Source organism: Oxalicibacterium faecigallinarum (assembly GCF_014635705.1).
GTDB classification, from domain to species: Bacteria; Pseudomonadota; Gammaproteobacteria; order Burkholderiales; family Burkholderiaceae_D; genus Oxalicibacterium; species Oxalicibacterium faecigallinarum.
Genome location: NZ_BMDI01000001.1, coordinates 1097210 through 1123572, shown reverse-complemented (window position 1 = coordinate 1123572; position 26363 = coordinate 1097210). Strand labels below are relative to the sequence as shown.

At 54.5% G+C, this 26363-nt stretch carries 27 protein-coding genes; 20 read left to right on the top strand and 7 right to left on the bottom strand.

Annotated elements, in window-relative coordinates; translation table 11 throughout:
• Positions 1-119: 119 nt before the first annotated feature.
• Positions 120-839 carry a hypothetical protein gene (locus IEV29_RS05440; protein ID WP_188381085.1) on the top strand — a complete coding sequence of 240 codons (720 nt, stop codon included), beginning with the start codon at positions 120-122 and terminating at the stop codon, positions 837-839.
• 18 nt (positions 840-857) lie between these two features.
• Here IEV29_RS05440 and recJ read toward each other — a convergent pair whose 3' ends face one another.
• Positions 858-2552 (bottom strand): single-stranded-DNA-specific exonuclease RecJ, encoded by a 1695-nt coding sequence (gene recJ / locus IEV29_RS05435; RefSeq protein ID WP_188380216.1) that lies wholly within the window; start codon positions 2550-2552, stop codon positions 858-860.
• Positions 2549-3583, bottom strand: a complete 1035-nt coding sequence (locus IEV29_RS05430) for a hypothetical protein (RefSeq protein WP_188380215.1) — start codon at positions 3581-3583, stop codon at positions 2549-2551. The genes recJ and IEV29_RS05430 overlap by 4 nt, the downstream gene beginning before the upstream one ends.
• A gap of 171 nt (positions 3584-3754) precedes the next feature.
• On the opposite strand from IEV29_RS05430, the gene IEV29_RS05425 reads away from it, so the two are divergent.
• The 7 genes from IEV29_RS05425 to ftsB all read left to right on the top strand — a co-directional run bounded on the left by IEV29_RS05425 (position 3755) and on the right by ftsB (position 12519).
• Positions 3755-5020, top strand: coding sequence for a lipoprotein-releasing ABC transporter permease subunit (locus tag IEV29_RS05425; RefSeq protein WP_188380214.1), 1266 nt, complete (start codon positions 3755-3757; stop codon positions 5018-5020).
• On the top strand, positions 5013-5711 hold the full coding sequence (gene lolD, locus IEV29_RS05420; RefSeq protein WP_188380213.1) for a lipoprotein-releasing ABC transporter ATP-binding protein LolD: 699 nt from the start codon (positions 5013-5015) through the stop codon (positions 5709-5711). Before IEV29_RS05425 ends, lolD begins: the two co-directional genes overlap by 8 nt.
• A 56-nt stretch (positions 5712-5767) precedes the next feature.
• Positions 5768-6568, top strand: a complete 801-nt coding sequence (locus IEV29_RS05415; protein WP_188380212.1) for a TatD family hydrolase — start codon at positions 5768-5770, stop codon at positions 6566-6568.
• Between the two features lie 7 nt (positions 6569-6575).
• Positions 6576-8990, top strand: a complete 2415-nt coding sequence (locus tag IEV29_RS05410; RefSeq protein ID WP_188380211.1) for a DNA internalization-related competence protein ComEC/Rec2 — start codon at positions 6576-6578, stop codon at positions 8988-8990.
• Between the two features lie 136 nt (positions 8991-9126).
• Entirely contained in the window at positions 9127-10773 is a 1647-nt protein-coding gene (pyrG, locus tag IEV29_RS05405; protein ID WP_188380210.1) for a CTP synthase, read from the top strand.
• A 75-nt stretch (positions 10774-10848) separates the two neighbouring features.
• The gene (eno, locus tag IEV29_RS05400) at positions 10849-12132 is read left to right on the top strand and encodes a phosphopyruvate hydratase (protein ID WP_188380209.1); all 1284 of its coding nucleotides are present in this window, start codon (positions 10849-10851) and stop codon (positions 12130-12132) included.
• Between the two features lie 51 nt (positions 12133-12183).
• Positions 12184-12519 (top strand): cell division protein FtsB, encoded by a 336-nt coding sequence (gene ftsB / locus IEV29_RS05395; protein ID WP_188380208.1) that lies wholly within the window; start codon positions 12184-12186, stop codon positions 12517-12519.
• Positions 12520-12566: 47 nt separating this feature from the next.
• Here ftsB and hslO read toward each other — a convergent pair whose 3' ends face one another.
• On the bottom strand, positions 12567-13499 hold the full coding sequence (hslO, locus tag IEV29_RS05390; protein ID WP_188380207.1) for an Hsp33 family molecular chaperone HslO: 933 nt from the start codon (positions 13497-13499) through the stop codon (positions 12567-12569).
• A gap of 2 nt (positions 13500-13501) precedes the next feature.
• Positions 13502-14026: a gamma carbonic anhydrase family protein gene (locus IEV29_RS05385; RefSeq protein WP_188380206.1), complete on the bottom strand. Its 525-nt coding sequence runs from the start codon at positions 14024-14026 to the stop codon at positions 13502-13504.
• 216 nt (positions 14027-14242) lie between these two features.
• Between IEV29_RS05385 and IEV29_RS05380 the strand changes: the two genes are divergently transcribed.
• The 11 genes from IEV29_RS05380 to bamC all read left to right on the top strand — a co-directional run bounded on the left by IEV29_RS05380 (position 14243) and on the right by bamC (position 22821).
• Entirely contained in the window at positions 14243-15085 is an 843-nt protein-coding gene (locus IEV29_RS05380; RefSeq protein WP_373868093.1) for a ferritin-like domain-containing protein, read from the top strand.
• A 114-nt stretch (positions 15086-15199) separates the two neighbouring features.
• Entirely contained in the window at positions 15200-15430 is a 231-nt protein-coding gene (locus tag IEV29_RS05375; protein WP_188380205.1) for a hypothetical protein, read from the top strand.
• A gap of 69 nt (positions 15431-15499) precedes the next feature.
• Complete coding sequence (locus IEV29_RS05370; RefSeq protein ID WP_188380204.1) at positions 15500-15691, top strand: hypothetical protein; 192 nt, start codon at positions 15500-15502, stop codon at positions 15689-15691.
• A gap of 117 nt (positions 15692-15808) precedes the next feature.
• Entirely contained in the window at positions 15809-16681 is an 873-nt protein-coding gene (locus IEV29_RS05365; RefSeq protein ID WP_188381083.1) for an alpha/beta fold hydrolase, read from the top strand.
• Positions 16682-16787: 106 nt separating this feature from the next.
• Positions 16788-17624 carry a 3',5'-nucleoside bisphosphate phosphatase gene (locus IEV29_RS05360; protein WP_188380203.1) on the top strand — a complete coding sequence of 279 codons (837 nt, stop codon included), beginning with the start codon at positions 16788-16790 and terminating at the stop codon, positions 17622-17624.
• Between the two features lie 157 nt (positions 17625-17781).
• The gene (gene htpX, locus IEV29_RS05355; protein WP_188380202.1) at positions 17782-18657 is read left to right on the top strand and encodes a protease HtpX; all 876 of its coding nucleotides are present in this window, start codon (positions 17782-17784) and stop codon (positions 18655-18657) included.
• Between the two features lie 71 nt (positions 18658-18728).
• Positions 18729-19352, top strand: coding sequence for an L-threonylcarbamoyladenylate synthase (locus IEV29_RS05350; RefSeq protein WP_188380201.1), 624 nt, complete (start codon positions 18729-18731; stop codon positions 19350-19352).
• Positions 19353-19382: 30 nt separating this feature from the next.
• Entirely contained in the window at positions 19383-20039 is a 657-nt protein-coding gene (locus IEV29_RS05345) for a site-2 protease family protein (protein ID WP_188380200.1), read from the top strand.
• A 2-nt stretch (positions 20040-20041) separates the two neighbouring features.
• Entirely contained in the window at positions 20042-20632 is a 591-nt protein-coding gene (locus tag IEV29_RS05340; protein ID WP_229726242.1) for a class I SAM-dependent methyltransferase, read from the top strand.
• Between the two features lie 60 nt (positions 20633-20692).
• A complete protein-coding gene (dapA, locus tag IEV29_RS05335; protein ID WP_188380199.1) occupies positions 20693-21571 on the top strand; it encodes a 4-hydroxy-tetrahydrodipicolinate synthase in 879 nt (292 codons plus the stop codon).
• Between the two features lie 83 nt (positions 21572-21654).
• Positions 21655-22821 carry an NlpB/DapX family lipoprotein gene (gene bamC / locus IEV29_RS05330; protein WP_188380198.1) on the top strand — a complete coding sequence of 389 codons (1167 nt, stop codon included), beginning with the start codon at positions 21655-21657 and terminating at the stop codon, positions 22819-22821.
• Positions 22822-23079: 258 nt separating this feature from the next.
• On the opposite strand, the gene IEV29_RS05325 is transcribed toward bamC, so the two are convergent.
• Positions 23080-23307, bottom strand: coding sequence for a hypothetical protein (locus IEV29_RS05325; RefSeq protein ID WP_188380197.1), 228 nt, complete (start codon positions 23305-23307; stop codon positions 23080-23082).
• Between the two features lie 289 nt (positions 23308-23596).
• Entirely contained in the window at positions 23597-24730 is a 1134-nt protein-coding gene (locus IEV29_RS05320; protein ID WP_188380196.1) for a cupin domain-containing protein, read from the bottom strand.
• Between the two features lie 114 nt (positions 24731-24844).
• Here IEV29_RS05320 and IEV29_RS05315 point away from each other — a divergent pair, with 114 nt between their 5' ends.
• Entirely contained in the window at positions 24845-25384 is a 540-nt protein-coding gene (locus IEV29_RS05315; protein ID WP_188380195.1) for an FKBP-type peptidyl-prolyl cis-trans isomerase, read from the top strand.
• A gap of 50 nt (positions 25385-25434) precedes the next feature.
• Here IEV29_RS05315 and IEV29_RS05310 read toward each other — a convergent pair whose 3' ends face one another.
• The gene (locus IEV29_RS05310; RefSeq protein ID WP_188380194.1) at positions 25435-26361 is read right to left on the bottom strand and encodes a hypothetical protein; all 927 of its coding nucleotides are present in this window, start codon (positions 26359-26361) and stop codon (positions 25435-25437) included.
• Positions 26362-26363 lie beyond the last annotated feature (2 nt).

The window sequence follows — 26363 nt, the reverse complement described above, 5'->3', positions numbered from 1 at the left end:
TCAAACCGCAGATTATACCTGCTCCAGAGAGCATTTTTAAGCCGGAAACCTGTCCGGATGGCATTGCAGCCAATTTCCATGGCATGATCCGGCATGGTCATTTTGGCAATGGGTGCAAGATGCTTGGGAAGTCGCTGACAACAATCGGTCTGATTCTGCTGCTGAGCGCCTGTACGGCGGCGCATACCAATCGCGGCGAGGTCAAGAGCACATCGGGTGGCGGTCGTGAGATGGCGCAGTCCGATACCAACCGGATTGCCTCGATTGCGATGCAACACAATCTCGACAGCCTGTATCTGCTGATGGACAAGCTCTATCGTCGCAATCCGGCCGAATGGAAGAAAACGGCCGCCAGTCGCGAAGATGCGATGCAGCGCGTGCGCAGTGCAATCGAGCAGCGCGCAGCCTGGCCCGGCTTGCAGGGGCAGCAGGATATTCGTGCCTTGTCGCTCGCACTGACGCCGGATTTTGTCGGTGATCGCGTGGCGGCTTTCATCCATGCAAGCGCCGACATGATCGTGACGGCGCATGACGGCAAGACTGAGTTTTTTCTGGTCGATAGCCTGGATGCCCAGCACATCTATAACGCCGCACGCAATATTGAAATCGCAGTCTGGTTACTTGGGACGCGTCGTAATTCTCATGGACAGCCATTGCTGCTTGCCGATGACATTGGTCTGAATGGACGTAATCTGAGTTTCGAGCGCGAGTTTGGCAAGATAGTCGGCCGTCTTGATCTGCTGGCGACCTTCATGACCGAAAAGTATCGGCGGGCGGGTATCAACTATGTGCAAAATCTGATCGGTGCCGGTTTTATCCAGTTTTTGCCGGTGCGCTGAACATCGAGCAAAAAACGCTCAGGCCGCTTCTGCATGCTCCACTAATAATTGGACACGCGTACGGCCATTGAATTCGTTGGCATCAAGTCGATAGGCGACGCGTGCATGGCCGGGAAGGGATGTGCTGTTGCCAAACCAGATCGCATCAAATTGATGACCATCTTTTTCCAGCGTCAGCTTCAAGTGGCGTTCTTTCAGAATGCGCTGATTGACGACACGGAACTCGTCGCAGAAGACTGGCGGCGCGAAGCCTTGTCCCCAGACCTGATTATTGATCAGTTCGATAAATTGCGTGGTGAAGTAGGCAGACTCCAGCGAGCCATCGGTTTCCAGCACGCGCTCCAGTTGATTGTCATCCAGCCAGTCACGGCCGACTGTTTCGAACGCATCGGAAAATGCGTCAAAGGCATCGGCACGGATCGTCAGACCAGCCGCCATCGCATGACCGCCGAATTTATCGATCAGCGTCGGTGCATGCTTGGACACCAGATCCAGTGCGTCGCGTAGATGAAAACCGGCAATCGAACGCCCTGATCCCTTGATCCAGCCATCGCCGGCATCGGCAAAGGTGATGGTCGGGCGATAGAACTTGTCTTTCAGACGTGAGGCCACGATACCGATCACACCCTGATGCCAACCAGCGTCGAACACACTGATCGTGGTTTTATTCTGTGGATTGAAGCTGTCCAGCAGCGTCAGCGCCGTTTCCTGCATGTCCGCTTCGATGGTGCGACGCTCACGATTGATTTCGTCGAGCTGCTGGGCGATTTGCCATGCGCGTCCCGGATCGTCTGTCGTCAGACATTCAATACCGAGCGACATATCGGCCAGTCGGCCAGCAGCGTTCAGGCGCGGACCGAGCGCAAAGCCGAGATCGAAGGGGGAGGCTTTGCGTGCTTCGCGACTCGCCGCACGGAACAAGGCGGCGACGCCTTCGTGCATGCGGCCGGCACGCATGCGTTTGAGTCCTTGTGCAACCAGAATGCGATTATTGGCATCGAGCTTGACAACGTCTGCCACCGTGCCTAGCGCGACCAGATCGAGCAGGCTGTCGAGCTTGGGTTGTGTAGTCGCATCGAAGATGCCGCGCTTGCGCATTTCGGCACGCAGCGCCAGCAAGACATAAAACATGACGCCAACACCAGCCAGATTCTTGCTCGGGAAGCCGCAATTGGGCTGGTTGGGATTCACGATCACGCGTGCAGCAGGCAGTGTATCGCCCGGCAAATGGTGATCGGTCACTACCACATCGATGCCACGGCGATTCGCTTCTTCCACGCCATCGATACTGGCGATGCCGTTGTCGACGGTGACGATGATATCTGGCGATTTTTCACGGATGGCAAGTGCCACGATTTCCGGTGTGAGGCCGTAGCCGTACTCGAAACGGTTGGGGACGATGTAATCGATGGTTGCACCCATCGCGCGTAGTCCGCGCAAGCCAACGGCACAGGCGGTGGCACCATCACAATCGTAGTCAGCAACGATCACCATTTTTTTGCCTGCTGCAATGGCATCGGCCAGATAGACAGCAGCAGCGTCAATATGCAGCAAGCCTGGCGGTGGAATCAGAGCGTTGAGTTCGCTTTGCAGTTCACGTTGATCCTGCAGGCCACGTGCAGCGAAAATGCGGGCCATGACGGGATGCAAGCCACCTTGTTGCAGGCGTTCGGCATTGGCAATGCCATAAGGGCGGACAACGATACGGGTCATGCGGCGAGAGCAGTCAAGGCGGGTTTCTTCCAGAACTTGCGCAGTGCGCTTTTGCTGATATCGATCGTTTTCAGCGTGGCGTGATGATTCAGCGTGATGCCAAGCTGTTTCAACTGGCCTTGTCGCAAGGCTGCCAACAATGGTGCAAACCAGCGCTCTTCCATGCTATTCATGCGTGCAATCCATTCCGCCCAGTCTTCTGTCAGCGCCGGTTCGCTCAAATCGTCGAGCACCAGAATCGCGTGTCCGGCGGATGTTGATAACAAGGTGCTGGCGTCGCTGATTTGTCTGGTTTGTAAAGCGGCCAGCAAAGGCGTGCTTTGCGTGCTGCTGAAAGCGGTTTCAAAACGGCGCATGGTGGAGGTGCCGGCCTTGGCGCCGCCCCAAAGCCAGACCGAGTTGATCGGTTTAAGTCCGCGACCGGTACGCGCGTCGTTGACGGCGTGGTCGTGCCAGTGCATCTGCACTTCATTTTGCAGGCGGCGCCATTCACGCGCGCGATCGCCTTGTGGTGTCCAGATATCGACGTTGTGACCGCAGGCGGCATCCGGCGTCGACGTGCGCAAACCATGCCAGTCGTCTGCACGCAGTAGCCAGATGGATGGACTGACGTAGAACAGGTCTTTCCCGTCTTCGGAAAAGACTGACTGCGCAGAGCTAAACAGCGCCTGCGATTCTTCCTCACTGATACGCAACTGGCGCGGATCGGTCAGTACCAGATGATCGCGTGCCACATGCAAATGGAAAGGCTGCAGGATGAACCAGAATCCTTCGTCCAGCGACATGCCGGCATCGTGGGCCAGATAGCGTGCCAGTGGCGGACTGTTGTCTGTGCTGGTTGCGGCTGCGTTTTCGAACAACCATGCCTCATGCGGCAAGGTGCGGGAAAACGCATCGTTGGTGACCATAGCCGTCGATTTGCCGCGTCCCAGCAGCATGGCAAGTGAGGGTACGGAAAGCTCCTTTTGCAGGTCGCGCGCCAGCTCCGGCGGTGTCAGGGAAAAGGGTAAAAGCAGGTCAAGTCGGTTCATGCCGCGATTGTAGGGCAATTGCCTAACTTGCGGTCGGCGCGGGATGCATGTTTCTTGCATCAGGGAACGGAATGCGACGGTAACAGTCCATGTAGCTTCTGCCCTTTACTGCCGCTGTGCAAGTTGTGGCAAACTTCGGGCACACTGCGTGCTGCAGACAGGAGTTCTCTTTTGAGCATCATAAAAAATATATCTTTCGAATGGCTGATCGGCGTGCGTTACACACGCGCTGGCAAGCGCAGCGGTCGCAACACTTTTATTTCCTTCATTTCCCTGATTTCGATGGCCGGTATTGCCGTTGGCGTAGCGGCATTGATCATCGTGCTGTCGGTCATGAATGGATTTCAGAAAGACGTGCGTGACCGCATGTTGTCGGTGCTGTCGCATATTGAGGTTTTCGAGCCGGGCGGTTCGCTGCCGGACTGGCAGAAAACCGCCAAGGAAGTGGAAGCCAACCGTGAAGTGATCGGTACGGCACCATACGTCGATTCGCAGGCGATGATGACGCGGGACGACACCTTGCGCGGCGTGATGATCCGTGGCGTGCTGCCGGATCAGGAGCCGCGTGTGTCGGACGTGGCCAAGCACGTGAAGCAGGGTAGCCTTGATAACTTGCAGCCGGGCGAATTCAATATCGTACTGGGTAGCGAATTGGCACGTGCCATGCACGTCTACATGGGCGAAAAAGTGACCATGATCGCGCCGCAAGGACAGGTCACGCCAGCGGGCGTGATTCCGCGTCTGAAGCAGTTCACGGTAGTCGGGATTTTCGATTCGGGTCATTTCGAGTATGACTCGTCGATGGCCTTCATTCATATTCAGGATGCGATGACCATGTTCCGTCTGAGTGCGCCATCCGGTTTGCGTCTGAAGATCACCGATATGCAACGCGCGCCGCAGGTTGCGATGGATTTGACGCGTACTGTCAGTGATAACGTACTGATACGTGACTGGTCCAAGCAAAACCGTAACTGGTTTGCTGCGGTACAGACCGAGAAACGCATGATGTCCTTGATTCTGACACTGATCATTGCGGTGGCGGCATTCAATCTGGTGTCGACGTTGGTCATGACGGTGACAGACAAGCAGGCAGACATCGCAATCCTGCGTACTTTGGGGGCATCGCCTGCATCCATCATGAAAATTTTCATGATTCAGGGGGCACTGGTTGGCCTGATTGGTACGGCGGTGGGAGTGGGTGGTGGCGTGTTGGTCGCATTGAATATCGACGTGATCGTGCCGTTTATCGAAAGCGTGTTCCAGGTGCAGTTCCTGCCCAAGGATGTTTATCTGATCAGCGAGTTGCCGTCCGACCTGCGTTGGCCGGATGTATGGACGATTGGCGGGATTGCCGTTGTGCTCGCTTTTCTGGCAACGCTTTATCCAAGCTGGTCAGCAGCGCGTGTCAAACCTGCGGAGGCATTACGTTATGAGTGAGTCTGTTCTGTCCTGCCGCAAGCTGGCAAAGACCTTTACACAAGGGAAGTATTCGGTCGAAGTGCTGAAAGGCATCGATCTGGATGTTGTCAAAGGCGAGCGTATCGCCATCATCGGTGCATCCGGCTCCGGCAAATCGACCTTGCTGCATCTGCTTGGTGGGCTGGATGTGCCGACCAGTGGAGCGGTAACCTTGCTTGGTCAAGACTTCGCGAGTCTGGATGAAAAGCGCCGCGGAACGGTGCGTAACCAGTCGCTTGGTTTCGTTTACCAATTTCACCATCTGCTGCCGGAATTTACGGCACTCGACAATGTCGCCATGCCCTTGATGATCCGTCGCATGCCGCGCGATCAGGCACACAAGCTGGCGCATGCCATGCTGGCACGCGTCGGCCTTGAGCATCGTGTAACGCACGTGCCGGGCGAATTGTCCGGTGGCGAACGCCAGCGTGTCGCACTGGCACGTGCCCTGGTTACCCAGCCTGCCTGTGTACTTGCCGACGAGCCAACCGGCAATCTGGATCGTGCGACGGCACAGAAGACGTTTGATTTGATGCTGGAGTTGTCGCGGACCTTGGGTACATCGTTCATCATCGTGACGCATGACGTTGAGCTGGCAACGCATTGTGATCGTATTTTGCGTTTGTCGGATCAGGGCTTGCATCCGTATGAAGAGACTGCTGCAGCTTGATCGCCGTCAGTCTTGTACGTTGCCCCTCGATTGGACATACCGAGTCGTAATCTGTCATGACGTGGATCGATACACATTGCCATCTGGATGCTGCCGAGTTTGCCGATCAGGCAGATGAAGTGGCGCGTCGTGCCGAAGCGCTACAGGTTGGCATGATCGTGATTCCGGCAGTGGAGCGCGCTAATTTTTCTACAGTCAGAAATCTGGCGCATGCGCATGCCAATTGCAGTTACGCATTAGGCATTCATCCGATTTTTGTACCGCAGGCGCAAGAAGCTGATTTGCTCTTTTTACGCGAGTCGGTTGAGGCGGCCATGGCCGATCCACGTTTTGTCGCGATCGGTGAAATCGGACTGGATTATTTTGTGCCTCTGCTGACGGAGTCAGCCATGCGCGCCAAGCAGGAGCATTTCTATGCTGAGCAATTGAAGATCGCGCGCGATTTTGACTTGCCCGTACTGCTGCATGTGCGCCGCGCGCAGGATCAGATTCTCAAGCAGTTACGCCGGATCAAGGTACCAGGTGGCATCGCGCATGCATTCAATGGCAGTTTTCAACAGGCACAGATTTTCATCGATCTGGGTTTCAAACTCGGCTTTGGTGGCGCGATGACATTCACGCGATCATTGCAAATTCGTCGCTTGGCCAGCGAATTGCCAATCGAAAGCATCGTGTTGGAAACCGATGCGCCCGATATTTCTCCTGCATGGTTGCATCCGGAAAAGAACAGCCCGGAGCAATTGCCTCGCATCGGTGACGTGCTTGCAGAACTGCGCTCGATGGCGTTGCCGGACATTGCCCGGATCACCAGTGATAATGCGCGGACGGTGATGCCGCGTCTGGTGGCGTTGTCCTGAGGGCCGTATGCGCAGCGCAATCATCGGCCTTGTTTTTGGTGCGTGGTTGCTGCAACAGCAGGCAAAACTGCCTTCTCTACCGCTATTTGTTTTTCTTTCGGTCATTCTGGTAACGCTGGTTACTCTTGTCTGGCGTAAACGATGGACGCGCGCGCGTCTTTTCTTCCTCACAGCAGCGGGTTGTTGTTTTGGTTTTTTATGGGCAACGTTGTTTGCCCATTTTTATTTATCGACAGAGCTGCCGAAAGAGTGGGAAGGCAGGGATGTCACCGTCATTGGTACCGTCGATAGTCTGCCCAGTCATTTTGAACGTGGCGTGCGCTTCAATTTCGTCATCGAACAGGCGTTGCCGGTCGACGGCATTGTGCCCGAGCTGCCCAAGATTGCTGCATTGTCCTGGTACTCGGCTTTCAGCGCGGAAGAGCTGCAAAGAGTTGGTGCTGTGCAGGCGGGAGAGCGCTGGCAGCTGACCGTACGATTGCGTCGTCCGCATGGCAATGCCAATCCTTACGGTTTTGACTATGAACGCTGGCTGCTGGAGAAAAACGTACGGGCGACCGGCTATGTCCGCCCCGATCAGCGCCTGGAATTGAAAAATCAGCGGGTGACCAATTTTGTACCAACGTTTGGTCATACGGTTGAACGATCCCGTGGCTGGTTGCGTGAGCGTATCCAGCACGCGCTGGAAGGACAGCCCTACGCTGGCGTGATTGTGGCGTTGGTGATGGGCGATCAGCGCGCGATCAGTCAGTCAGACTGGACGATCTTCAACAAAACGGGGATATCGCATCTGGTCTCGATCTCAGGCCTTCACATTACGATGATTGCCGCACTGGTGGCCGAATTGGTGTTGGTGTTGTGGCGACAATCCTTTTTTACCAATCTGCAGTTACCACTTTTACTGCCTGCGCAGAAAGCGGCGGCAATCGCAGGTGCCTTGTCCGCATTCATCTATGTCCTGCTGGCTGGTTCCGGTGTGCCTGCACAAAGAACGCTGTGCATGTTGCTGGTCGTGGCGCTGGCAATGTGGTTCGGCCGGCTTGCTAACGTATCGCATGTGCTGTGCCTGGCACTGGCCGCTGTCGTTATCATGGATCCGTGGGCCGTACTGGCGCCAGGCTTCTGGTTATCGTTTGGCGCGGTTGCCGTCATTTTGTACGCAAGTGTGGGGCGCGCGCAGTTAGGCGGGCAGATGGAGAAGCCACACTGGCGCATCGTGCTGGAAGCCGCCATACGTACCCAATATGCCGTTACGCTGGCGTTGGTGCCACTGACGATCCTGATGTTTGCGCAAGCGTCGCTGATCAGTCCGGTTGCCAATGCGATTGCCATTCCGCTCGTCAGTTTCTTGGTGACGCCGTTGTCGCTGATCGGCAGTGTGCTGCCGATGCCCTTGGGCGGATGGTGCTTGTGGCTTGCGCACTTTCTGATTGCCCAACTGGCATGGCTGCTGGGCTGGCTGAGCGAGTTGTCGTGGTCAGTCTGGCTGGCGCCTGTGCCGGCATGGTGGATGTTTGTGCTGGCCGTGATCGGAACGATCTGGCTGCTTGCGCCCCGCGGTTGGCCTTTACGTTACATCGGTCTGTTTTTCTGGCTGCCTCTGGTATTGCATGCCCCGGAGCGCCCGCGCGATGGCGAAATGTGGGTCACTGCATTCGATGTGGGGCAGGGCATGGCCTTGCTGATCGAGACCGAGCATCATCGTTTGCTATATGACACGGGGCCTGTTTACTCGCCCGAATCCGATGGAGGAAATCGCGTTGTCCTGCCCTACCTGAAGGCGCGCGGTATTCATCGTCTGAATGGCGTGGTCGTGACGCACAGTGATACGGATCACTCCGGCGGTGCATTGTCGATCTTTAAAGAAATCGACGTAGGGTGGACGACGACTTCTCTGTCGGGCGATCATCCCGTTGTCATGCAGGCGCCCGCGCATCGCCCGTGCGTTGCAGGACAGTCGTGGGATTGGGACAGTGTGCGATTTGAGATGTTGCATCCGACACAGGCGATCCACGACAGCGACCGCTGGAAACCGAATGCGCGCAGTTGTGTATTGAAAATCACGCGTGGCCAGCAATCGCTCCTGTTGCCTGGCGATATTGAGGCAGCACAAGAAAGTGAACTGGTTCGCAACTTTGGCAGTGACTTGCGGGCAGATGTACTGCTGGCGCCACATCATGGCAGTGGTACTTCATCGACATGGCCGTTTCTGCGCAGTGTTGATCCGCAGTTTGCCCTGTTTCAGGTTGGCTATCGCAATCGTTACCGGCACCCAAAGCAGGAAATTTACGACCGCTATGGCGAGCAAGGTGTCACACGTTTGCGCAATGATGTGTCTGGCGCCATTTCGGTACGATTTGGAACATCGGTCACGGTCACTGAATATCGCAAGGAGCATGCACGTTACTGGTATGGCCGCTAGTTCGTTCGCTTTGTGACGGCCTTTTTTGAACGGGGTGTGGCGTTTGCCATAAATTTTGCTGGCAAGGCATCGAAGTCCGGATCACGTTTGGGGTATAATTTGAATTTCCCGCACGTGCCATTCGGCACCAATTGCAATGACCAAGTTTGTATTCGTCACTGGCGGCGTTGTGTCTTCCCTCGGTAAAGGGATTGCCGCCGCCTCTCTCGCTGCGATCCTCGAATCGCGCGGCCTCAAAGTCACTCTCCTCAAGCTCGATCCCTACATCAACGTCGATCCCGGCACGATGAGTCCGTTCCAGCATGGTGAAGTCTTCGTTACCGAAGATGGCGCCGAAACGGATCTGGATCTGGGGCACTACGAGCGTTTCATTACTGCCAAGATGCGCAAGGTGAATAACTTCACCACCGGCCAGATTTACGAATCCGTGATTCGTAAGGAGCGTCGCGGCGAGTATCTGGGCAAGACCGTGCAGGTCATTCCGCACATCACGAACGAGATTCAGGATTACATCTATCGCGGCGCCGAAGGCTTTGATGTTGCGCTGGTGGAAATCGGCGGTACCGTTGGTGATATCGAATCGCTGCCGTTCCTTGAGGCGGCACGTCAGTTGAGTCTGCGTGCCGGCAAGAACGCGACGGCGTTCATTCATCTGACGCTGGTGCCGTACATCGCATCGGCTGGTGAGCTGAAAACCAAACCGACTCAGCACAGCGTTCAGAAACTGCGCGAGATCGGTATTTTCCCGGATGCGTTGCTGTGCCGTGCAGATCGCCGTATTCCTGATGATGAACGTTCGAAAATTTCGCTGTTTTCGAATGTGCAGGAAGAAGCCGTCATCTCTGTCTGGGATGCCGACACGATTTACAAGATTCCCCAAATGTTGCTGGATCAAGGTCTGGATCGCATCGTTTGCGAAAAGCTCGGTCTGTCGCCGGCACCGGCTGACTTGTCCATGTGGAGCAAGCTGGTTCACACACTGGAAAATCCGAAACACAACGTCACGATCGGCATGGTCGGCAAGTATGTCGATCTGACCGAATCGTACAAATCGCTGACGGAAGCACTGCGTCACGCCGGTATTCATACCGAAAGCCAGGTCAATATCGAATATCTGGATTCGGAAGAGATCGAAACCAACGGTCCGCAATGCCTCGCCAAATACGACGCGATTCTGGTGCCCGGCGGTTTCGGCAAGCGTGGTGTGGAAGGCAAGATTGCGGCAGCGCGCTTCGCACGTGAAAACAAGATTCCTTATCTGGGTATCTGCCTCGGCATGCAGGTTGCGCTGATCGAGTACGCACGCCATATGGCTGGTCTGACCAAAGCGAACTCGACCGAGTTTGATCCCGACACCGAACAGCCAGTCGTCGCACTGATCAACGAATGGCAAAACCACGATGGCAAGGTCGAGCGTCGCGATGCCAATTCCGATCTCGGTGGCACCATGCGTCTGGGTGCGCAGACCTGTGACGTCAAACCAGGTACCTTGGCTGCCGAAATCTATGGCGACAAGGTCACCGAGCGTCACCGCCATCGCTATGAAGCCAACAACCACTATCTCGGTCGTGTTGAAGAAGCCGGTCTGGTGGTAGCTGCCCGTACGCCGACCGAATCCTTGTGTGAAATCATGGAATTGCCGCGTGAAGGTAGCAATTCGCACCCATGGTATGTGGGCGTGCAGTATCACCCTGAATTCCAGTCAACGCCACGTGACGGACATCCGTTGTTCATCTCGTTTATCAAGGCGGCGCTGGGACATCAGCAAAAAGCCAAGGCGTAACGAGAATAGAGAAAAGCGGGCGGTATGTGCCGCCCGCTCAACATATCCAAGAATTTGTGATCAGGAGAGAAATAGATGAGTGCAATTGTTGACATCATTGGCCGCGAAGTAATCGACTCGCGCGGCAATCCGACTGTGGAATGCGACGTCCTGCTGGAATCCGGCGTCATGGGCCGTGCAGCTGTGCCGTCGGGCGCATCGACCGGTTCGCGTGAAGCGATCGAATTGCGTGATGGTGACAAGAGCCGCTATTTCGGCAAGGGCGTGTTGAAAGCCTGTGAAAACATCAACACCGAAATCTCCGAAGCGATCATGGGTCTGGACGCTAATGAGCAGGCCTTCCTCGATCGTACCTTGATCGACCTCGACGGTACCGAAAACAAGGAGCGTCTGGGCGCCAATGCGACGCTGGCAGTATCGATGGCAGTTGCCAAGGCGGCTGCAGAAGAAGCCGGTTTGCCGCTGTATCGCTATTTCGGCGGTTCGGGCGCGATGCAAATGCCGGTACCGATGATGAATGTGATCAACGGTGGCGCACACGCGAACAACACCCTGGATCTGCAAGAGTTCATGATCATTCCGGTTGGCGCGCCAAGCTTCCGTGAAGCGATCCGCTACGGCGCAGAAGTGTTTCACACGCTGAAAAAAATCATCAATGACAAGGGTCTGTCGACTGCCGTTGGTGACGAAGGCGGTTTTGCTCCTTCGGTTGAGAATCACGAAGCGGCGATCAAGCTGATCCTGCAAGCGATTGAGCAAGCTGGTTACGAGCCAGGCAAGCAGATTGCACTGGGTCTCGATTGCGCAGCCAGCGAATTCTACAAAAACGGCAAATACGAATTGCATGGTGAAGGCCTGACCCTGTCCAGCAACGATTTCACCAATTTGCTCGGTACGTGGTGCGACAAGTATCCGATCATCTCGATCGAAGACGGCATGGCCGAAAACGACTGGGAAGGCTGGGCGACCTTGACCGCCGCCCTAGGCAAGAAAGTGCAGCTGGTCGGTGACGATCTGTTTGTAACCAACACCAAGATTTTGCGCGAAGGCATTCAGAAGAACATCGCCAACTCGATCCTGATCAAGATCAATCAGATCGGTACCCTGACCGAAACGTTTGCCGCAATCGAAATGGCAAAACGTGCCGGTTATACCGCCGTGATCTCGCATCGCTCGGGCGAAACCGAAGATTCGACGATTGCCGATATCGCGGTGGGTACCAACGCGTTGCAGATCAAGACCGGCTCGATGTCGCGTTCGGATCGGATGGCCAAGTACAACCAGTTGCTGCGCATCGAGGAAGATCTGGGTGATATTGCCAGCTATCCTGGTCGTGACGCGTTCTACAATCTGAAGTAATGCTTATCCGGCCATGTGCATGCATGGCCGGACCTGTTTTGGCTTGCTCCAATGCGCCTCATCATTCTGTGCCTCACGGTTTTGGTTATATTGATCCAGTACCCGCTGTGGTTGGGCAAGGGCGGCTGGTTGCGCGTCTGGGATCTGGATCATCAGGTGCAGGAAGCGCAGAAAAAAAATGATGAGCTGCGCGCACGTAATGCCATGCTGGCCTCTGAAGTGCAGGATCTGAAGGAGGGAACCGGTGCGGTCGAAGAGCGGGCGCGCTATGAACTGGGCATGATCAAGCAGAATGAAGTCTTTGTGCAGATCATTGATCCGAACAAGCGCTCGACCTTTGTGGCAATTCCCCCGCCACCTGTTGAACCCCAGAAGAAGCCAAATTAAAGCGCGCCTGCCAAGGCGCGTTTTTTATTTGTTTCTGCCAGTTGCAATCAGTGTTTATTCTGATTGGCTGGCAGCAGCGTTTCGACTGGCGATTCGACCGCAAACAATTGCGCGCAATCGACACGATCAAATTCGTAATGCTGGCCGCAAAAATCGCAGTCGATTTCCAGTTTGCCGAGTTCTTCCACGGCAGAAGCCACTTCTTCTTCACCCAGCATCTTGAGCATGGTGCCTACTTTCTCGCGGGTGCAAGTGCATTGAAATTGCGGATGACGTGCATCGAAGAGTCGGATCGTTTCTTCCCAGAACAGACGGCGCATCAGCGTTTCGACATCCGTGCTGAGCAGTTCTTCGCGACGCAGGGTTTGAGCCAGCATGACACTGCGATCCCACGTCGCAAGATCATCAGTATCGCCACTGGTACCGGGCGTACCACCTTCACGAGGCAGCTTTTGCAGCAGCAAGCCACGCGCAACGCTGTCATCGGCTGCAAGCCAGAGCTTGGTATCGAGCTGTTCGGAACGCAGCATGTAGTTCTCAATCACGACGGCAACCGATTCGCCCACCAGTGGCACGATACCTTGATACGCTTGTTGGCCCGGCAGTTTGTCTTTTGGGTCAAGAGTGATGACGAATCGGCCATTGCCCTGTGCATTGACCAGATCGGTCAGGCTCGCATGATCGTCCACGATGGCATCTTCCGCCAGTTTGGCGGTGGCACGCAAATTCAGATCTGAATCGCATTCAACGACCAGCAGCCTGACCGGACCATCACCGTGAATCTGCATCACGATCGCACCGTTGAACTTGAGATTGGCAGACAGCAGCGCGGCAGCAGACAGCATTTCGCCAAGAACGGTTTTAACCGCTTGCGGGTATTGACGATGTTGCTGGACTTGCTGCCAGGTAGCGGATACATCCACCAATTCGCCACGAACGGCGCTGTCTTCGAACAGAAATTTTTGCAGACTATCTGCCATGGTTATCCTATTTTCTTCAATTGCGTTTTAAACAGTTTGCTACGCTCGGCATAGCTATCGGCGATCCGGCGCAGATTGGCAATCGCCTTGTCATCCAGCGTACGCAGCACGCGCGCTGGCGAGCCGATGATCAGGGAGTTATCAGGAAATTCCTTGCCTTCCGTGATCAGCGCACCGGCACCGACCAGACAGTTTTTCCCGATGCGTGCACCATTCAGGATGACTGCCTGAATGCCGATCAACGATCCTTCTCCAATCGTGCAGCCGTGAATCATGGCTTGGTGGCCGACACTGACATGATCCTCCATCTGAATCGGAAAGCCGGGGTCGGCATGCAAGACGGCACCTTCCTGCACATTGCAGTTACGGCCGATCGTGATGTCTTCATTGTCCCCGCGTACGGTGGATTGAAACCAGACGCTGGAATCTTCTCCAATCGTTACGCGGCCCACAATCGTTGCCGAATCGGTGATAAAGGCCGACGGTGCAATCGTGGGAATATGTTCACCTAATTGGTAGATAGCCATGGTTTCAGTAGAATGACGAGCCGATTTGCGGCTGGCATCTTGCTCGGTTTTTAGAAGATCACTATGGCATCTGCCCCGGTAGATGGAGGCAAGGCCGGAAATTGAAAGAGGGGGGGGCGGGCACCGTTCGATCAGATCAGTGCACCCCTGTCTTTTTGGGTTATTGCAGGCAAGTCGCTATTTTACGTTACGAATGACCTTTTTCTCTTCTTCACCGTGGATTTGAGCACAACAACAGGCAGCGCACCGATAGAGCTGCGTGCGGCGGCTCTGTGCTGCCTGCTGGACGCTGATCCAGCGCGCAAGGCAAAGGACACGATGGCGCTGGCACAGGCATGGCAGGCCGGAACGCTACAACTGGATCGCGACATCTCCCTGTCTGCGCAGGGGACAATCCCGGGACGGCCAGCGTGCCCCCAATTGATCCCGCCGAAAGAAGTCGCGCGCCGTGCCATGCACACGCTGGAAGGACGTGCCGCGGCCATTCATGCACTGACGCATATCGAGTTCAATGCCATCAATCTGGCACTGGATGCCATCTGGCGTTTCGCCGGTATGCCGCGCGATTATTATGCCGACTGGCTCAGGGTTGCAGGTGAGGAGGCGTTACATTTTTCCTTGTTGGCCGCCCATCTGCAGACCATGGGTTATGCCTATGGCGATTTTCCTGCGCATAACAGCCTGTGGGAAATGGCGGAGAAAACGTCCGGTGATGTGTTGGCGCGTATGGCCCTGGTGCCACGTACGCTGGAGGCGCGCGGGCTGGATGCGTCGCCGCCGATGCGGGCAAAATTGGCGCAGGCAGGCGATCAGGCTGCCGCAGGCATTCTGGATATTATTCTGCGTGACGAAATCGGTCACGTCGCCATTGGTAATCGCTGGTACGCCATGCTTTGTCGTGAGCGCGATCTGGAGCCCATTGCCACCTATCGCATACTAGCGCGCCATTACAAAGCGCCTGTCCTGCGCGGCCCCTTCAATTTGCCTGCCCGCCGCGCGGCGGGGTTTACCGAGTCGGAACTGGATGCACTGGAAAATTCCGATCGGCAAGAATTTTAAAACGCGTTACACCTTGTTACCGGGTTGCAAGAACTTGCTAAAAAAATCACAGTCGAATCACTACCCGATGATGCGTTACGCGTTGATCGGTAATTGAATGGAAAAGGGATAATCATGCATACTAAAAAAGTATTGATGACAGTGTTGGCTGGCGGTTTGCTCGCATTCGGTTTGGCTGCCTGTAAAAAGGCGGAAGAGGGGCCAGCCGAACGTGCAGGTAAAAAGATTGATGAAGCAGCGACGACGGCGGCTGAAAAGATCGAAGAGGTGACCGCCAAGGTTGGGGAAAAAATGCAGGAAGCAGGAAAAGGCATACAGAAAGCTGCGGACGATGCAAAAAAATAAGGTATTCGCGCACAACGTGAATGCATTACTCAACATAGTTGTATCAACCAATCCTTGAAAGGACTCATCATGAATACGAAAAAAACCTTGGCTTCGTTGTTTGCAATCGGCTTATTGACGGCAGGTCTGGCTGGTTGCCATAAGGAAGGTCCGGCAGAAAAAGCGGGCAAGGAAATCGATAATGCGACAGCGACGGTCGGCGAAAAAATGCAGGAAGCCGGTCAGGACATTCAGAAAGCAGCAGACGACGCCAAGCGTTAAATCGTCTCGCATGCAACTGACGCGCATCGATGCAGTGACGCATCGATGCGCGATTTTATTTGATGGGGCGTACCGTATCGCTGCCCCGACCTTGGTATTCGCATGAACATGACCGACATGAAACCCTGCCGTTCCCAATATCTGACATTACGTGGCTTGCGTTATCACGTCAGGCATTGGGGGCCGGAAGGGGGCCCGGTTGTGGTCATGTTGCACGGATGGATGGATGTCTCAGCGACCTTTCAGTTTCTGGTCGATGCCATGCAGCGACAGGTGCATGTGATTGCGCCGGATTGGCGCGGATTTGGACAAACGGACTGGGCACAGGGCGGTTACTGGTTTGCCGATTATCTGGCGGATCTGGATGCATTGCTGGCGCATTACTCGCCAGACGCACCCGTAGACTTGCTTGGTCATAGTCTTGGCGCAAATGTGGCAGGCATTTATGCCGGCGTCCGGCCTGCACGCGTAAAGAGACTGGTCCTCCTTGAGGGATTTGGCATGCCCGCCACCGCGTCATCGCAAGCGCCACAACGCTATGCGCAGTGGCTGGATGAAGTGCAGGAACAGCCGTTCCTGCGTACGTATGCAACGCGCCAGGACGTGGCGTTACGACTGCAAAAGAACAATCGACGCCTGACCGATGCGCGAGCCGAATTTTTGTCGATGCACTGGTCGGCGCAGAATGCGCAGGGTGAATGGGCATTGCAGGCGGATCCGCGCCATCGTTACGCCAATCCGGTTTTGTATCGGTTGGACGAAGTTCTCTCCTGCTGGCAGGCGGTGCAGGCGTCTGTGCTGTGGATTGATGCGGCGGATAGTGAGTTGATGCCCCGTTTTGGCAATCCCGAACAGGCCGATGCCGAAATCGCGCGTCGCAAAGGTCATCTGGCACACGTAACTTCTTTACGTGTGCAAAATGCCGGCCATATGTTGCACCATGACCAGCCGGAAGAAATCGGCCGTGCCATCGATACATTTCTGGAATGAATATTGCAAAGATTAAGTTTGTTGTTCTGAGATTGCGGTCGGAAAGAATGGAGCAATCCCCGTACAATCATGCTTGTCGTCCCTCCTATCGCTTCGTTGAAATTCCATGCTGAACTTTGATCTCCATTGCCATTCGAATGTCTCTGATGGCACGTTGTCGCCGACTGATCTGGCCGCACGTGCCAAAGCCAATGGCGTCGATGTGTGGGCCATGACCGATCATGACGAAGTGGGCGGTATTGCAGAAGCGCGTGCTGCCGCTCGTGCACTCGGCTTGCCTTATGTGCCTGGCGTGGAAATTTCCATTACATGGGCAAATCAGACGGTGCATATTGTTGGTTTGCAGATCGATGAGACGAATTCTGTATTGCTTGATGGCTTGGCAAGTATTCGCGGTGGCCGTGAAAAACGGGCGCGTGAAATGTCGGCACAACTGGAAACGGTCGGCATACATGGCGCGTTTGAAGGCGCACTCAAATTTGTCGGCAATCCGGATCTGATTTCTCGTACCCATTTTGCGCGCTATCTGCTGGAGCTCGGCGTGTGCAAGGATTTGCCGGAAGTATTCTCGAAATACCTGGGCGAGGGAAATGCCGGGTTCGTACCACATCGCTGGGCGACGCTGACGGATGCAGTGCACTGGATACGCAGCGCCGGTGGTACTGCAGTGATTGCACATCCTGGTCGATACAAGTTTGACGATACGTCGTTTGATGCGCTGTTCCATGAATTTCGCGATGTGGGTGGCACGGCGATTGAAGTGACTACCGGAAGTCATACGGTGGATCAGTACGAGCAATACGCCAAGGTGGCGAACAAGTACGGTTTTCTGGCATCGCGTGGCTCGGATTTTCATGGTCCGGGCGAATCGCGCGTGGATCTGGGGGCCTTGCCGCCTTTGCCGAAAGGGGTCAAACCGGTCTGGCATGACTGGACCTTGTGATCGTTTTCTTTTTCGTTGCGTTGAGAGCAACGGCAGTTTCCGGTATCGTGCGCACTCTTGCGTACTTGAAATGTGTGATTTCGATCACATATTCCACTCGCGTTCACCCGAGTGCATTGTTGGTGAACACCGTTTAATACCCGATGGAGGCAATTGAATGAAACGGATCCTGCTGTTTGTTGCAACCAATATCGCCGTGATTGCGGTGATGTCGATCGTCCTGTCCGTACTGGGCGTCGATCGCTTCATGACCCAATCCGGGCTGAACCTGCCCATGTTGATGGTGTTCTCGCTGGTTGTCGGTTTCACGGGATCGATCATTTCTCTGTTGATCAGCAAACCGATGGCCAAATGGTCCACGGGCGCGCGCGTGATCAATTCGCCCTCCTCCAGCACGGAACTGTGGCTGGTCGATACCGTGCGTAAATTGTCGGATCGTGCCGGTATCGGCATGCCGGAAGTCGCTGTCTATGACGGTGAGCCCAATGCGTTTGCGACGGGCGCCTTCCGTAATTCCGCGCTGGTTGCCGTATCGACGGGCCTGTTGCAAAGCATGACCAAGGAAGAAGTGGAAGCCGTGCTGGCGCATGAGGTGGCGCACGTTGCCAATGGCGACATGGTCACGATGACGCTGGTGCAAGGTGTGGTGAATACGTTTGTGGTGTTTCTGGCGCGTGTGGTCGGCTATTTTGTCGATCGTGCGATTTCGCGTAACAGTAATAGCGAAGGGCAGGGTATCGGCTATTTTGTGACGGTGATGGTATGCCAGATCGTGTTTGGTATTGCCGCATCGGTGATCGTTGCCTGGTTCTCGCGTCACCGTGAATATCGCGCGGATGCCGGTGCTGCAAAATTGATGGGCAGCCCGCAGCCAATGATGAAGGCGCTGGCGCGTCTGGGCGGTATCGAACCAACCCCGCTGCCGGAAAATCTGAAGGCGTTTGGTATCAGCGATCGTCCGGGCTTCACGGCCTTGTTCTCGACGCACCCACCGATTGAGCAACGGATCGCCGCTTTGCGTAATATTCAGTAATTGATTGATGTCGTAACGTTGACGGCGGTGGCTGGACGGCTGCCGCCGTTATTATTTTTATAAGTCATATTGTGAGCCAGTTTTTTCAGATTCATCCTGAGAATCCGCAAGCACGCCTGATTGCGCAGGCAGCGGAGATCATTCGCAAGGGCGGTATCGTCGCCTTGCCGACGGATTCCTGTTACGCGCTTGTCTGTCATTTGGACGACAAGGATGCGGTGACGCGTTTGCGTCGCATTCGTCATGTCGATGACAAACATCATCTGACGCTGCTCTGTCGTGATTTGAGCGAGATTGCCAATTACGCGCGTGTCGACAATCAGCAATACCGGATGCTGAAGGCGGCGACACCTGGTCCTTACACATTCATTCTCGAAGCGACTAAGGAAGTACCGCGTCGTGTCAGTCATCCTTCAAGAAAAACAATCGGTTTGCGTGTGCCGGAAAATGCCATTGCCCATGCCTTGCTGGCTGAACTGGCTCAGCCCTTGCTGGGAGCGACCTTGATCCTGCCGGATGATGATCAGCCATTGACGGATCCCGATGAAGTGCGCGAGCGTCTGGCAAAGCTGGTTGATCTGGTGATCGACGGCGGCGCCTGCAGTCTGGAGCCGACGACGGTGATTGATATGACGGGTTCTGAGCCTGTGTTGCGTCGTCAGGGCCGAGGGGATGCTTCGGCATTCGGTCTGTGAGTTTCTTGACGTCCGTTTTTAAGGTTTTTCATGAATGATCTGATCCAAACATTTTCCGTCTATGCCTTGCCGATCGTATTTGCGATCACGCTGCACGAAGCAGCACACGCGTATGCGGCCAAGTACTTTGGTGACAATACGGCGTATGCACAAGGACGCATGAGCCTCAATCCAATCAAGCACATTGATCCGATTGGTACCTTGCTGATTCCGATTGTGCTTTACTTCGCAGGCAGTCCATTTCTGTTCGGTTATGCCAAGCCGGTTCCGGTGGTATTTGGTAATTTGCGCAATCCCAAAAAGCAGATGGCCTTCGTGGCATTTGCCGGACCGCTCGCCAATCTGGTCATGGCATTAATGTGGATGGTATTCGGGATTTGCCTTGCTGCATTCGGTGTGCAGGAGGACTTTTTCATGCGGATGGCGCAGGCGGGCGTCATTACCAATCTGGTGATTTTTGCGTTCAATCTTTTCCCTGTGCCGCCGCTCGATGGCGGGCGCATTGTCAGCAGTATTTTGCCCAATCGTTACGCCTACAAGTTCGACAAGCTGGAGCCATACGGATTTTTTATCGTGATCGGTCTGGTGGTGCTGAAAGTCTTGCATTACTGGATGGTGCCGGTCATGACAGTCGCTGGCAAAGCGTTGCAACTGCTTGTCTTTCCTCTCACGTTTTTGTTGAGCTGAATATGGGCGATTCCCTGGAAAAGCCAGATATGCATGAAGCTTTGGGACAGCCTTCGCCATGGGTAATACGTTTTGCGAGATTGATCCCGGAGGGCGAGGTATTGGACCTTGCCTGTGGTACTGGCCGTCATAGTCGCCTGCTGGCGTCGCAAGGACATCCTGTACTGGCAGTCGATCGCAATGCGGACAGCCTCGCGCTGGCTGCCGGTGCCGGAGTCCAGGTCATGAAGTTGGATCTTGAAACGGGCGATCTGGCCATATCCTGGCCTTTTGCTGCCGGGCGCTTTAGCGGGGTGGTCGTTACCAACTACCTGCACCGGCCGTTGTGGGCGTCACTGGCGTCATGCCTGAAAGCGGGGGGCGTATTGATTTACGAGACGTTTGCGCTTGGTAATGAGCAATTTGGCAAACCTTCCAATCCGGATTTTTTGCTGGCGCGCGGCGAACTGCTGGATTTTGCACAAGATCATGATCTGCGTGTCATCGCTTTCGAGGATGGCTGCGTTACTTCTCCCAAGCCGGCGATGCTGCAGCGCATTTGTCTGGTCAAGCGTGGCGATGCCGAAAGCACAAAGCATTTTGTGCTGAATTGATCCACAGGATTAGGCTATCCGCTACAATCACCTATTCTCAATTTTTTTCGCTCAATTATCATGATTCAGGGCAGCATTCCCGCAATCGTTACTCCCATGCACGCAGACGGCTCTCTCGATTTGCCGGGACTGCGCAAGCTGATTGACTGGCATATCGCCGAAGGCACCGATGGCATTGTTATCGTCGGCACGACAGGTGAATCGCCAACGGTTTCCGTTGAAGAACACTGCGAACTGATTCGCGTGGCGGTTGAGCACACGGCGAAACGGATTCCCATCATTGCCGGTACAGGCGGTAATTCAACCGACGAAGCGATCGAACTGACGCAGTTTGCCAAAGATGTTGGCGCGGATGCTTCTCTGCAGGTTGTGCCTTATTACAACCGCCCGACGCAGGAAGGCATGTACCAGCACTTCAAAAAGATTGCGGAAGCGGTTGATCTCCCGGTCATTCTGTATAACGTTCCTGGCCGTACCGTGGCTGATATGTCCAATGACACGATTTTGCGTCTGGCGCAGGTACCGGGCGTGGTTGGCGTCAAGGATGCGACGGGTAACATCGCCCGTGGCTGTGACCTGATTCGTCAGGTACCGAAGGAATTTGCTGTTTATTCTGGCGATGATCCGACCGCCATGGCGTTGATGTTCTGCGGTGGCAAGGGCAATATTTCGGTGACCGCCAACATTGCACCGCGTGCCATGCATGAACTGTGCGATGCGGCCATCAACCTGCGTGTGGCAGAGGCGATTGCGATCAACAACAAGATGTTCCCGCTGCATAACAAACTCTTTGTCGAGCCGAATCCTGTTCCGCTGAAATGGGCGATGGCCGAAATCGGTCTGATTCCATCCGGCATGCGCTTGCCGATTGTTCCGCTGGCGAAGGAATACCACGAAGTGGTACGAGCGGCGATGCGCGAGTCGGGTGTATTACAATAAGCGTTTGTTCCGGCTTGGCTGGCCCCCAGTGTTGCGATAGGTAACGGTCAGGCACCTAATTTACTACTCGGAAGATTTATTACATGGCTCAACGCAGCTTCGCAAAACATGGCGTGCTCTACGCGCTTGCATTGTCCAGTCTGGCTGGATGCAGTTCCATCAATTCCGCGCTGGAACCAGGACGTCTTGATTACAAGAGCGAAACTCAACAAGGCAACAACACACCGAAGCTCGAAGTGCCGCCGGATCTCACGCAGCTGCAACGCGAAAACCGTTACTCACTGCCGGCTGCCAATCGTGGTACGGCAACAGCGTCTTCCTACAATATGCAGCAGGCAACGCGTCCTGTCGGCACCCCAACTGTGAGCAGCACAGTTGCGCCAACACAGGTCGCTGATGTACGCATCGAACGCAGCGGTTCGCAACGCTGGCTGGTTGTCAATCAATCGCCAGAAGTGCTGTGGCCACGTATCAAGGATTTTTGGCAGGACAATGGCTTTCTGATCAATATCGATTCGCCGGATACCGGTGTGATGGAAACCGATTGGGCAGAGAATCGCGCCAAAATTCCTCAGGATTTTATCCGTCGTAACCTCGGCAAGATTTTCGACTCTTTGTACTCTACCGGCGAGCGTGACAAATTCCGTACCCGCCTGGAACGTGGTCCGAATGGTACGACCGAAATTTATGTCAGCCACCGTGGTGCCGAAGAAGTGCTGACCGGTCAGGATAACGAACGTACTGTTTGGACGGCACGCCCGTCCGATCCTGAACTGGAAGCCGAAATCCTCGCGCGTCTGATGACACAGTTAGGGGTGGAAGGAAAACGTGCGCAAGCAGCGGTTGCCGCAGCCACGCCGCAAGCAGCACGCAGCAAACTGCATCAGGGCGTACAAGGTAGTTATGTTCAGGTCGATGAAGGTTTCGATCGTGCATGGCGCCGTGTCGGCCTGGCACTGGATCGTGTAGGCTTTACGGTGGAGGATCGTGACCGCTCGCAAGGCTTGTACTTTGTACGTTACGTCGATCAGGGCGATGATGCGCAAAATACCGAGAAAAAAGGTTTCTTCGGCAACCTGTTCTCGTTCGGTTCCAGCAAGGCAAAAGACAAAGCGGCGGCGCGTTATCGTATCTATGTGCGCGGTGCAGCAGATTCCAGCCAGATTACCGTTCTGAATAATGAAGGGCAGGCCGAATCGTCAAAAACAGGTGATCGCATCCTTTCTCTGCTGAACGATCAACTGAAATAACATCTCGCCGGTGGAATGACCACTGTCGAAGCACATGAGTTACTTGCATGCTTCGACAGTGCTTATCGGAAGTATTCTCTCTCACAGTTTGACCTACCCCCCCATCTGAAACTGTTTCTGTATCAGTATGATGACCAAGGCAGATCACTGGCCTTGTAACCTGTTCTCCCCACTCTCGTAACGCTGCGAATTATACGAATCATAGGGCAACAAAAAAGCCGACCCAAGGTCGGCTTTTTCTTTTCAGGCAAGCCTGAATTATTTTGCTGGTGCTTCTGCTGGAGCAGCTGGAGCTTCGGTAGCTGGCGCTTCTGCTGGAGCAGCTGGTGCTTCTGCAGCTGGCGCTTCTGCTGGAGCAGCTGGTGCTGCTGCTGGAGCTTCTGCTGCTGGTGGGGTAACAACTTCAACAGCTGGTGCTTCTTCTTTTTTGCTGCAAGCGGTCAGAGCGATAGCGAACAGGGATGCGATCAGCAGGGATTTGGTCATGATTTATCTTTCCAATAAGTCAATAGTTAATGTCAATATGCAATGTTTGTTACGGCGATGAATAGTTACCGGTAATTAATCGCTCTTAGGTGGCTGGTGTTGTACGAACCTTGCTGCGGTGCGGTGCAACGAAGCTTCCTAGCCGGTGATTATAGCGCTGTTTTTTGCTTATGACACAACGGATTTTAGTATTTAATCAAGAGCGATGAAGATATTGACAACATATGCACCAAAAAATTCCAAGTGACTGTATGACATTGTTTTTAAACAACTAATCTTAACTTTTTCTTCACTTCTCCTTGCCGGAAAGAAGTAGCCAGCCGTCTGCATACCACGTATGTAAAGCGTCCATGACATCTGATGATGCAAGCGCAAAAGCGTGCGCAGAAAGCTTTCGCTGATCGGCTAATGCGCCAAGAATTTCCATGTCGGCTTGAACGACTTCGAAGGATGTTCCGTTAATAAATACATAAGGTTTGCGGTACAACATTTGGGTCTTGCGGGAGAGGTGCACGCCCGCCTTGTTTGCCTGCTGCACAAATTTGCTGCGTGATAAAGACGCGTCCGGTGCAGTGAAGCTGACGTTCATCTTGGGTTCTGACAGATATTCGCCAAGAAAGAGGGCCATGTCGTCCTGCGTGAAGCGCATTTTGTTCAATTCGGCACCAATTCGCGACAGCATCGCGCTGCTGATCTCCGCCGGGTGTCGTGCCGGCTTGAGGTCGGGGTCGGCATAGCGTCCGGGTAAATCAATGGTATCGATCATGGATTCGAGAAAGGCTTCTCCAAGCTCCTGGTAAGACGGCGCACGAAAGCCGATCGAGTAGGTCATGCATTCGTCCATTGCCGTACCTTCGTGCGCATAGTGCGGGGGCAGATATAGCATGTCACCGGGTTCGAGGATGAATTCTTCTTCGGGCTGAAAATTCTTGAGGATTTTCAGTGGGACGCCATCAACCAACGACAAATCATCCTGCGCACTGATGCGCCAGCGTCGCCGCCCATGTGCTTGCAGCAGGAACACATCGTAGGAATCGAAATGCGCACCGACGCCACCCGTTTCAGTGGCATAACTGATCATCAAATCGTCCAGACGCGTATCCGGAATAAAGCTGAACTGTCGCATTAACGCATCGACACCATCATCGTGCAGATTGACGCCCTGAACCAGAAGCGTCCAGTTCTTTTGCGTCAGAGGAGGAATCGTCTCAAATGGACCGCTCTCCATTTTCCATTCGCGTTTTGCATGCGTGATCAGGCGCGATTCGACATCATCCTGTCTGACCAGATCAAACAGCGCATCACGTGAGAGCAAAGGCTGAAAATCAGGGATCGCCTGACGAATCAGCAAGGGTTTTTTATGCCAGTAGTCACGCAGGAACTCGGCCGCGGTCAGGCCGTTCAGAAGAGTTAGTTTTTTCATTGCGGCATTATAGGGCAGAGGTCTATCCCGAATCTTGTACTTGGCGACAGAATTGGCATGGGGAGCAAAACAGGGCGGGTATAATGACGGCTATTCACAAGAAAGGACCACAACATGCAGATTGCAAAAAATACGGTGGTGACCGTGGATTACATCCTGTCGGATGCACAGGGCGAAGTAATCGAACAGAGTAGCGAACCGATGGTCTATCTGCACGGCGGATATGAAAATACCTTGCCGAAAATCGAAGAAGAACTCGATGGCAAGACAGTCGGTTTTGAAAACACGATTCAGGTGGAACCGGAAGATGCCTTTGGCGATTATGATCCGGAACTGGTCAAGATCGAGCCCCGCAATCGTTTGCCGACGCCGCTGGAAGTGGGCATGCAGTTTGAAGGTTCGCCGGAAACACCGGATGATGACGAAATACCGGTCATCTTCACGGTGACGGATATCGCAGACGACAAGGTTGTGCTGGATGGCAATCACCCGCTGGCCGGTATGGCATTGCGCTTTACTCTGAAAGTAACGGATGTGCGTGCTGCGACCGAAGAAGAAATCGCGCATGGTCACGTGCATGGTCCGCATGGTCATCATCACCATATCGACGATGATGAAGAGGGCGATCACTTCCGTAGTCACCCGATCCACTGATCAGTGACGGAGAAAAATAAAAAGGATGCTGCGGCATCCTTTTTATTTGCCTATTTCCGCGTATGTGCACTGACCGAAAACAGTTGCTTTTGTGCCGGATCGACCGTGACGCGCGTCCATGCCGGATCAATGCGTAGGGCACCAATATTGTCTTTCCAAACGATGCTTTGTCGTGTCGCGGTGCGATCAGCATCACTGTCGCCGTGCACAATCAGAATACGGCCGTGATAGTCCTTGGCGGCTTGCAGGATCTGACGGCGTATTTCTGCAAACCCTTCCCGTTTCTCGCTGGAAAAAAAGCCGGAGGTATGCGCGCGATGCGCGAGCGGATTGGCATCGCTGAAGAGCACGATGCCATGCAGCTTGTTGCTGCGTGCCGTGATGAAAAGTCGTTTGAGCCAGTCTGCATTGGCAACCTGACGATCCTCGTACTCGCTATTGCGGCCCGCTGCGTTCAGATAGTTGTTGTTATTGTTGGGCAGATTCAGCGTCGCGAATAATATTTCGCCGATGCGCCATTGCATGTTTTCTGCATACATGCCGAACGACGGAATGGCTGACTGGCGGATGAGTGGCAGTTTGCTGTCGCCGAATGAAAACTCATCGGTAAAAAACATCTCGCGCAAACGCGCAATGCGTTCAATCGCAATCGAACGATTGCGTGCGCTCATGCAACGAGCCCAGTCACTTGCCGACAGCGACACGATCAAGCCATTTTTCGCACGATCGAACAAGACGCGCCGTTCCTGATACAAGGCGTCGGAGCAGGATTCGTTATCTGCCTTGATGCCATTGACGAGAACGAAGGCCAGGTTGTCCTTGTCTGTTTGCAGTATTGCGTCGCTGACTGATTTTGCGCCGGCTGTCGCATTGACTGGTTTGGCAATGACCGCAAAACTGAAAGGGTTGTCTGCCTGTGCCATCAGAGGAGTGGCAAGGATGAGCGCGGCAAGCAGGCGGGAGACGAAGCTGTGCATGG

What these genes read in the sequence shown, in the direction of transcription:
- IEV29_RS05440 (WP_188381085.1), top strand. Translation starts at nt 120, where the DNA reads ATGCTTGGGAAGTCGCTGACAACAATCGGTCTGATTCTGCTGCTGAGC.
- IEV29_RS05385 (WP_188380206.1), bottom strand. Translation starts at nt 14,026, where the DNA reads ATGGCTATCTACCAATTAGGTGAACATATTCCCACGATTGCACCGTCG.
- IEV29_RS05375 (WP_188380205.1), top strand. Translation starts at nt 15,200, where the DNA reads ATGCATACTAAAAAAGTATTGATGACAGTGTTGGCTGGCGGTTTGCTC.
- htpX (WP_188380202.1), top strand. Translation starts at nt 17,782, where the DNA reads ATGAAACGGATCCTGCTGTTTGTTGCAACCAATATCGCCGTGATTGCG.
- IEV29_RS05365 (WP_188381083.1), top strand. Translation starts at nt 15,809, where the DNA reads ATGAAACCCTGCCGTTCCCAATATCTGACATTACGTGGCTTGCGTTAT.
- IEV29_RS05370 (WP_188380204.1), top strand. Translation starts at nt 15,500, where the DNA reads ATGAATACGAAAAAAACCTTGGCTTCGTTGTTTGCAATCGGCTTATTG.
- ftsB (WP_188380208.1), top strand. Translation starts at nt 12,184, where the DNA reads ATGCGCCTCATCATTCTGTGCCTCACGGTTTTGGTTATATTGATCCAG.
- IEV29_RS05360 (WP_188380203.1), top strand. Translation starts at nt 16,788, where the DNA reads ATGCTGAACTTTGATCTCCATTGCCATTCGAATGTCTCTGATGGCACG.
- IEV29_RS05325 (WP_188380197.1), bottom strand. Translation starts at nt 23,307, where the DNA reads ATGACCAAATCCCTGCTGATCGCATCCCTGTTCGCTATCGCTCTGACC.
- IEV29_RS05415 (WP_188380212.1), top strand. Translation starts at nt 5,768, where the DNA reads ATGACGTGGATCGATACACATTGCCATCTGGATGCTGCCGAGTTTGCC.
- hslO (WP_188380207.1), bottom strand. Translation starts at nt 13,499, where the DNA reads ATGGCAGATAGTCTGCAAAAATTTCTGTTCGAAGACAGCGCCGTTCGT.
- IEV29_RS05410 (WP_188380211.1), top strand. Translation starts at nt 6,576, where the DNA reads ATGCGCAGCGCAATCATCGGCCTTGTTTTTGGTGCGTGGTTGCTGCAA.
- IEV29_RS05320 (WP_188380196.1), bottom strand. Translation starts at nt 24,730, where the DNA reads ATGAAAAAACTAACTCTTCTGAACGGCCTGACCGCGGCCGAGTTCCTG.
- dapA (WP_188380199.1), top strand. Translation starts at nt 20,693, where the DNA reads ATGATTCAGGGCAGCATTCCCGCAATCGTTACTCCCATGCACGCAGAC.
- recJ (WP_188380216.1), bottom strand. Translation starts at nt 2,552, where the DNA reads ATGACCCGTATCGTTGTCCGCCCTTATGGCATTGCCAATGCCGAACGC.
- lolD (WP_188380213.1), top strand. Translation starts at nt 5,013, where the DNA reads ATGAGTGAGTCTGTTCTGTCCTGCCGCAAGCTGGCAAAGACCTTTACA.
- bamC (WP_188380198.1), top strand. Translation starts at nt 21,655, where the DNA reads ATGGCTCAACGCAGCTTCGCAAAACATGGCGTGCTCTACGCGCTTGCA.
- IEV29_RS05345 (WP_188380200.1), top strand. Translation starts at nt 19,383, where the DNA reads ATGAATGATCTGATCCAAACATTTTCCGTCTATGCCTTGCCGATCGTA.
- IEV29_RS05430 (WP_188380215.1), bottom strand. Translation starts at nt 3,583, where the DNA reads ATGAACCGACTTGACCTGCTTTTACCCTTTTCCCTGACACCGCCGGAG.
- IEV29_RS05315 (WP_188380195.1), top strand. Translation starts at nt 24,845, where the DNA reads ATGCAGATTGCAAAAAATACGGTGGTGACCGTGGATTACATCCTGTCG.
- IEV29_RS05310 (WP_188380194.1), bottom strand. Translation starts at nt 26,361, where the DNA reads ATGCACAGCTTCGTCTCCCGCCTGCTTGCCGCGCTCATCCTTGCCACT.
- IEV29_RS05340 (WP_229726242.1), top strand. Translation starts at nt 20,042, where the DNA reads ATGGGCGATTCCCTGGAAAAGCCAGATATGCATGAAGCTTTGGGACAG.
- eno (WP_188380209.1), top strand. Translation starts at nt 10,849, where the DNA reads ATGAGTGCAATTGTTGACATCATTGGCCGCGAAGTAATCGACTCGCGC.
- pyrG (WP_188380210.1), top strand. Translation starts at nt 9,127, where the DNA reads ATGACCAAGTTTGTATTCGTCACTGGCGGCGTTGTGTCTTCCCTCGGT.